8 protein-coding genes are annotated in these 6,744 nt (G+C 71.7%); 3 read left to right on the top strand and 5 right to left on the bottom strand.

The window, feature by feature from the left end:
* Nucleotides 1–111 precede the first annotated feature (111 nt).
* Nucleotides 112–396 carry a hypothetical protein gene (locus ESO86_RS09210; protein ID WP_129234628.1) on the bottom strand — a complete coding sequence of 95 codons (285 nt, stop codon included), beginning with the start codon at nt 394–396 and terminating at the stop codon, nt 112–114.
* Between the two features lie 117 nt (nt 397–513).
* Between ESO86_RS09210 and ESO86_RS09205 the strand changes: the two genes are divergently transcribed.
* Nucleotides 514–1,419 carry a glycosyltransferase gene (locus tag ESO86_RS09205; RefSeq protein ID WP_165307570.1) on the top strand — a complete coding sequence of 302 codons (906 nt, stop codon included), beginning with the start codon at nt 514–516 and terminating at the stop codon, nt 1,417–1,419.
* A gap of 123 nt (nt 1,420–1,542) precedes the next feature.
* A complete protein-coding gene (locus ESO86_RS09200) occupies nt 1,543–2,679 on the top strand; it encodes a glycosyltransferase (RefSeq protein WP_129234626.1) in 1,137 nt (378 codons plus the stop codon).
* A gap of 46 nt (nt 2,680–2,725) precedes the next feature.
* Here the strand turns inward: ESO86_RS09200 and ESO86_RS09195 are convergent, their stop codons facing one another.
* The 3 genes from ESO86_RS09195 to ESO86_RS09185 form a co-directional block, all read right to left on the bottom strand.
* Nucleotides 2,726–4,090, bottom strand: coding sequence for an LCP family protein (locus ESO86_RS09195; RefSeq protein ID WP_129234625.1), 1,365 nt, complete (start codon nt 4,088–4,090; stop codon nt 2,726–2,728).
* On the bottom strand, nt 4,087–4,554 hold the full coding sequence (gene purE / locus ESO86_RS09190) for a 5-(carboxyamino)imidazole ribonucleotide mutase (RefSeq protein WP_129234629.1): 468 nt from the start codon (nt 4,552–4,554) through the stop codon (nt 4,087–4,089). Before purE ends, ESO86_RS09195 begins: the two co-directional genes overlap by 4 nt.
* 114 nt (nt 4,555–4,668) lie before the next feature.
* Nucleotides 4,669–5,841, bottom strand: coding sequence for a 5-(carboxyamino)imidazole ribonucleotide synthase (locus ESO86_RS09185; RefSeq protein WP_277985221.1), 1,173 nt, complete (start codon nt 5,839–5,841; stop codon nt 4,669–4,671).
* A 36-nt stretch (nt 5,842–5,877) separates the two neighbouring features.
* On the opposite strand from ESO86_RS09185, the gene ESO86_RS09180 reads away from it, so the two are divergent.
* Nucleotides 5,878–6,489, top strand: a complete 612-nt coding sequence (locus ESO86_RS09180) for a GtrA family protein (protein WP_129234623.1) — start codon at nt 5,878–5,880, stop codon at nt 6,487–6,489.
* Here the strand turns inward: ESO86_RS09180 and ESO86_RS09175 are convergent.
* The coding region (locus ESO86_RS09175) for a DarT ssDNA thymidine ADP-ribosyltransferase family protein (protein ID WP_129234622.1) at nt 6,456–6,744 on the bottom strand (289 nt) is incomplete at its 5' end. The genes ESO86_RS09180 and ESO86_RS09175 overlap by 34 nt on opposite strands.

Here is a 6,744-nt window from a genome sequence, read left to right as displayed (position 1 = left end):
CGCCGGCCGCGAGGACGGCGTCGACGGCGCGTCTTCCCTCGCCGGCGGCGAGCCCGGCCGCGTCGATCCAGACATCGTGCCGGCCGGCGGCAGCGGCGGCCTGCTCGGCGCTCATCCGAGGAGCCGCCGCTTGACGACCTTCGCCGCACGCACGGGCAGCGTGACGAGTCGGCCGGCGCGCCAGGTCATCGACGACCGCATCGCCGCGAGGTTGCGCTCGGCGGCGACGGTCTCGGACGGACTCAGGAGGTTCGCCGACTGCAGCTCGCCGACCTGCTGCTCGAGACCGATCACGCGGTCCAGCAGCTCGAGGTGCTGCTCGATCGCCCGCTCCTCGGGGGTGAGCCCGGTACCGGGCCTCCCGTCGGTCCAATTGACTCCACGGACCTCGCTCACGCTCGATGACTTCCTTTCGACAGCGGGACGTAAGCTAGCCTAATGCCCCGTTCGAGACCACCCCGAGCGTCGCTGGCTACCGCCATCGCCCCACGTGACACCACCCCCGACCCTCGCGTGATCGCCGTCGTCCCGACGTTCCATCCCGACGACGACGTCGTCGGGAACCTGCGATCGCTCGCCTCCCAGGTGGACGAGCTCATCGTGGTCGACGATGGCACCGGACCGGCCGCAGACCGGGTCCTCGACCTGATCTCGACGGAGATCGCGAACAGCCGAGTACTGCGCCTCGACACGAATTCCGGGATCGCGCGCGCCCTGAACGCCGGCGTGCGCGCCGCGCTCGGGGATGGCGCCGACTTCGTCGTGAACACCGACCAGGACACCGACCTCCCGGCGGGCTACGTCGCGGCGTGCCTCGAGACGTTCGCGCGTGCGAACCGCGTGACGCGGGTGGGCATCGTCTGCACCGACCGCGTCAACGGCCAGCCCTCGATCCCGACGTGGTTCTCGCCGGAGGGCATCGGACTGGTCCCGGAGGCGATCCAGTCGGGGTTCGTCATCGCACGCGAGTGCCTCGAGACCGCCGGCCTCTTCGACGAACGACTCGTGATCGACTGCGTCGACACCGAGTTCTGCCTCCGCGTCCGGGACCACGGGTTCCGCATCGCGATCGCCGAGGACACCGACATCACCCACGCGCTTGGCGAGATGGTGCCGTTCCGGCCGTTCGGCCTGACGCTGGCCCACCGGGACGGCGGGCACCTGTACCAGTACCACTCGCCGTTCCGGCAGTACTACATCATCCGCAACAACATCGACCTGGTGTTCCGGAACTTCCTCAGGCGGCGGCGTTGGACGCTCGCGGTCGTGAAACGCCAGATCGGCCCCACCTTCGACGCGATCGTGAGCGGGCCCAAGCGGACCAAGCACCTCGTCGCGACGGTCGTTGGCGGTGTCCACGGCCTGCTGCGCATCCGCGGACCGATCCCGCCGCGCCTGCTGCGCTACCTGCGGAGCTGATCGGACCCCGCCGCCTGTGAGCGGTCTCGGCGACGCCCGGGCGACTCCCCGCTAGTCTTTCTTGGGCCGTCGCATGCCGATTCCCCTGCGAGATCCCCGAGCCGGCCGAAGGAGAGGACCGAGGTGACCACGACCCTCCGGTTGATCGTCGACCAGATCGTCGCGCCCGTGCCGGGGGCCGTCGGCCGGTACACGCGCGATCTCGGCCGCGCACTGATCGAGTCCACCCCGACCGGTTGCGAGGTCGAGGGCATCGTCTCGTCGTCGCTGCCCGGCGACTACGCACGGGTCGAGGCCGAGCTTCCCGGCCTGTCGGGCCTCTACAAGTCCTCGCTCGCGCGTCGCGAACTCGCCGCGGCGTGGCAGTTCGGCCTGACCACCTCCCCGGGCGGCGGGATGATCCACGGGACGAGCCTGTTCGCCCCGCTGCGCAAGCACGATGCCGACGCGGGCGACCAGACGGTCGTCACGGTCCACGACGTCCTCGCGTGGACCCACCCCGAGGCGCTGAGCTCGGCATCCGTCGCGTGGCAGAAGGGGATGCTGAAGCGGGCTCGCAAGCACGCCGACGCCGTCGTCGTCCCGACGCACGCCCTCGCCGACCGGCTCTCGATGGTCGCCGACTTCGGGGATCGGGTCCGCGTGGTCGGCACCGCACCCCGTGCCGGCCTCGTGGTCGGCCCCGACGCGGAGGCCCGCGCCGCGCGCCTCGGCCTCCCGGAGGCCTACCTCGCCGTGTCGGGCACGCTCGAGCCCCGCAAGGGACTCGTCGACGTGCTGACGGCGCTCGGGCGGCCCGGTGTGCCGGAGATCCCCCTCGTGGTCATCGGACCGGAGAGCTGGGGCGACCAGCACGTGGCGCAGACCGCCGACGAGCTCGGGGTCGACGTGCGCCGCATCCACCGCTTCGACGATCTCGCCGCCGAGGACCTCGCCGTGGTCATCGCGGGCTCCACCGCCTACCTCACCCCCGCGCGCGACGACGACTCGGGCACCGAGCTCATCGAGGCGTTCTCGCTCGGTGCGCCGGTCATCCACTCGGACACGCCCGCATACCTCGAGGTCTCCGCCGGAGCCGGTCTCACCGTGCCGGTCGGCTCGGGCGACGGGTTCGCGGAGCTCCTCGCCGCCGCGATCACCCGCGTCGTCGAGGACCGCGACGCGGCGTACCGGCTCGCGGTCTCGGGCCACGACCGCTCCCGCGCGTACGACTGGCGCGACGCGGCGGAGCAGATCTGGCGCCTCCACGCCGACCTCTGAGCGCTCCGGTCCCGGGAGCACCGCGGCAGTGCGCGGCGCGTCACCGTCATCCCTCGTCGGGCTCCGTCGTCGGCGGGATGAGCGCCGCCTCGATCATCTGCCGGATCGCCTCGTAGTCGGGGGCGAGCGGGTCGACTCCGTTGTCCGGCACGAGCGGCACGTCGACGATGGGCAGTTCCCTGGTCTTCCCCGCGAGGTCGACGAAGTACCCGAGCATCGACTGCGGGACATCCGTCTTCACGACCTGGGAGCCGGCCGCCGCGACGTCCTGGAACTTCGAGAGGACGTTGGCCGCGTTGAACTGGGCGAGCACGGCCTCCTGGATCTGCAGTTGCCGTGCCATCCGGTCGTAGTCGCTCGTGCCGTGGCGTGAGCGCGCGTACCAGAGGGCGTGGTAGCCGTCGAGGTGCTGCTCTCCCGCGGGGATCCACTCGGCGACCGTCGTGAAGGTCTCGTCCGCGTGGATCGGCACGTCGTGCGGGACGTCGACCGTGACCCCGCCGAGGGCGTCGATGAGCTGTTGGAACCCGGCCATGTCGATGAGCACGTAGTACTGGATGGTCAGTCCCGTGATGCCCTCGGCCGCGTCCCGCATCGCCTCGATTCCGGGCTCGCTCCCCTCGGCGACGGCGTCGGGATACCGTTCCGGACTCTTCAGCTCGACCTCGGTGTAGATCGAGTTGAGCTGGCACAGGTCGACGTCGCAGACGCCGTTCGCCCCGTAGCCGTCGGGGTAGGTCGCGCGCATCGGCGAGGACTCGTCGAAGGGGACGTTCGTCAGGTCGCGTGGAAGGCCGATCGTCACGGCCTGGCCGGTCTCGGCATCGATGCTCACGACGCGGATGCTGTCGGGACGCAGGCCCTCGCGATCCGGCCCGGCGTCTCCGCCGAGCAGCAGGACGTTGTACCGTCCGTCGACCGGCGGCTCGCTCGGACCGGCCACGAAGACGGACGACAGGAAGCCGCTCGCGGTGGTCGCCACGTACGCCCCGTAGGCGGCGCCGCCCGAGACGAGCACCATGGCGGCGATCGCGAGCGCCGCGATCCCGCCGCGCGCGGCGGGGACGGTCTTGACGAGGCGGACGAGCCGGAGCGTGTCGAACGTGAGGACCACCCAGAGCACCGCGTAGAAGATGGCGGTGATCGCGACGACCCAGAGGACGATGCTGTTCGACGCGAGCGTGTAGACGACGGCGGGCGCGACGAGCCAGGTGACGAACGCGACGACGACGAGCGCCCACAGCACGAGCGTCGCGCCGAGGCCGAGCCGTCCGAGCCGGTGGTTGCCGGCGAGCGACTGCGCCGATCCCGGGACCAGGACGTTGAGGCCGACGAGCCACCAACCGCGCCGCGTCATGATCTGGCGCGAACCGGTGTCCGGGTAGCGGATCGGGCTGTCGGCGAGGTTCATCGGCTCGACTTCAGCCGTTCGTTCTTCTCCTCGACGAGCGCCGCGAGCGAGTCGGCGTACTCGGCGAGCGCGTCGCGCAGCGCGTCGTCGGCGGTGGCCAGGATCCTGACCGCGATGAGGCCGGCGTTCTTCGCGCCGCCGATCGACACCGTCGCGACCGGGACGCCCGCCGGCATCTGCACGATCGACAGCAGCGAGTCGAGTCCGTCGAGCCGGGAGAGCGGCACGGGGACGCCGACCACGGGGAGCGTGGTCACGGATGCGAGCATGCCCGGCAGGTGGGCCGCGCCGCCGGCGCCGGCGATGATGACGCGGATGCCGCGGCCGGCGGCCTCCTTGCCGTAGGCGATCATCTTCTCGGGGGTGCGGTGCGCCGAGACCACCTCGACCTCGTGCGCGACGCCGAACTCCTCGAGGAGGTCGGACGCGTCCTTCATCACGGACCAGTCGGAGTCCGAGCCCATGACGACGCCGACGAGGGGGGTGGTGGGGTTGCCTGCGATCACTCGAACGATATTAGGGCCGTCTGCTGCGTGTTCCCCGCAGCGGCGCTCCGCCGGGACGCTCGTCGCCGGGTCTCAGTCCTGCAACGCGGCGGCGGCGGCGCGCGCCTCGTAGACGGCGTCGTCGAGGTCGGCACCGATCGCGGTCACGTGGCCGACCTTCCGGCCCGGGCGCGGGTCCTTGCCGTAGTTGTGGATCTTCACGGTCGGGTGCGACGCCAGCGCGTCGGCGTACCGTTCGGCGAGCGTGCCCTCGGCGGGGCCGCCGAGGAGGTTCACCATGACGGCCCATTCGGCGTGGCATCCGGTGCCGCCCAGGGGCAGGTCGAGCACGGCGCGGAGGTGCTGCTCGAACTGGCCGGTGGTCGCGCCGTCCATGCTCCAGTGCCCGGAGTTGTGGGGCCGCATGGCGAGTTCGTTCACGAGCACGCGGTCGTCGGTCGTCTCGAACATCTCGACCGCGAGCACGCCGGTCACGTCGAGCCCCTCGGCGATGGCGACGGCGACGTCGGCGGCGACGTCGGCGAGCCGGCCCGCCGAGTGCGGAGCGGGGGCGATGACCTCGCTGCAGACCCCGCCGACCTGCACGGTCTCGACGAGCGGCCACGCGACGACCTCTCCCGACGGGCGGCGGGCGACGAGCTGCGCCAGCTCGCGGCGGAAGTCGACGAGTTCCTCGACGAGCAGGGCCCCGTCGCGGCCGTCCTCGACGATCGCGGCGAACCACTCGGCGACCTCGGCTGCCGTGCGCACCACGCGCACGCCCTTGCCGTCGTAGCCGCCGCGAGGCGTCTTCACGACGGCCGAGCCGCCGTGCTCGGCGATGAAGGCGTCGAGCTCCTCGGGCGTCGACACGCGCGCCCAGTCGGGGACGGGGAGGCCGAGGTCGGACAGGCGCTCCCGCATGAGGAGCTTGTCCTGCGCGTAGCGCAGGGCGTCGGGGCCGGGATGCACCCGGATGCCGGCCTCGACGAGCGCGCGCAGCACGTCCTGCGGCACGTGCTCGTGGTCGAACGTGACGACGTCGACCTCGCGCGCGAACGGCAGCACCGTCTCGACGTCGGTGTAGTCGCCGACCCGGTCGGCCGCGAGTCCGGCCGCCATGCCGTCGGCCTCCGCGAGCACCTTGAGCTCGACCCCGAGCTCGATCGCCGCGGGGATCATCATGCGGGCGAGCTGCCCTGCGCCGATCACTCCGACTCGCACCTGACGCACCATCCGTTCCCGCGACGCCGATCGCCGCGACATCCCAGTCTAGGGCGACCGCTCGTCTAGGATCGGGGGGTGTCCGCGACCCTCCGATCCCTCGCGTCACGGGCGTGGCACGGATTCCTCGCCTACCTGCTGAAGTTCGGCCTCGTCGGGCTCATCGGCCTGGTGATCGACGTCGCGCTCTTCAACGCGCTGCGGGTGGGCGTGTTCGGCACGGACACGTGGGCCCAGTCGGCGATCGGGGCGAAGACGATCTCGACGAGCGTCGCGATCGTCTTCAACTGGCTCGGCAACCGCTACTGGACCTTCCGGCGGCATCGACGCCGGCATGTGCTGCGCGAGTTCGTCGAGTACCTCGTCGTCTCGCTCGGCGGCATGGCCATCTCGTTGATCTGCCTCTGGGTGAGCCACCACCTGCTCGGCTTCACGAGCCTGCTCGCCGACAACATCTCGTCCAACGTGATCGGCCTCGGCCTGGGGACGGCGTTCCGGTTCGTGCTCTACCGGTACTGGGTCTACGGGCACCACCGCAGCGACGGGCTGTCGAACCTCGCCCGCGTCGAGGAGGCGCAGCGCGCGCTCTTCGAGCAGCCGCCGCTGGAGGGGACCCGCGCCGAGGTCGACCGCGACGGGGCCGCCGCCGAACCGGCTCAGTCGCCGGAGCCGAGGAACCAGGGCGGGTAGACCGCCACGCGCGTATTCGCACCGACCGCCTTCAGCGCGGCACGCACGCGATCGCGCACGCGATCGTTGGACACCGCGATGAGCGCGATCCGCTCGAGCGGCACGCTGCCGCGGACGAGCAGCTCGCCCGTCCGCAGCCCCTCCCCCTCGTCGGCGAGCGTCAGCCGCACGATCGCGCGCGAGACCGCCGTCCAGTCGGCGGCGAGCTCGGCGCCGCCGACCGCGGCATCCGTCGCGCTCACGACGACCTCGCCG

It is taken from the genome of Agromyces binzhouensis (assembly GCF_004135055.1).
GTDB lineage: Bacteria > Actinomycetota > Actinomycetes > Actinomycetales > Microbacteriaceae > Agromyces > Agromyces binzhouensis.
This window is presented reverse-complemented; position numbering and strand designations above follow the sequence as displayed.

What these genes read in the sequence shown, in the direction of transcription:
- purE (WP_129234629.1), bottom strand. Translation starts at nt 4,554, where the DNA reads ATGGGCTCGGACTCCGACTGGTCCGTGATGAAGGACGCGTCCGACCTC.
- ESO86_RS09185 (WP_277985221.1), bottom strand. Translation starts at nt 5,841, where the DNA reads ATGTCGCGGCGATCGGCGTCGCGGGAACGGATGGTGCGTCAGGTGCGA.
- ESO86_RS09195 (WP_129234625.1), bottom strand. Translation starts at nt 4,090, where the DNA reads ATGAACCTCGCCGACAGCCCGATCCGCTACCCGGACACCGGTTCGCGC.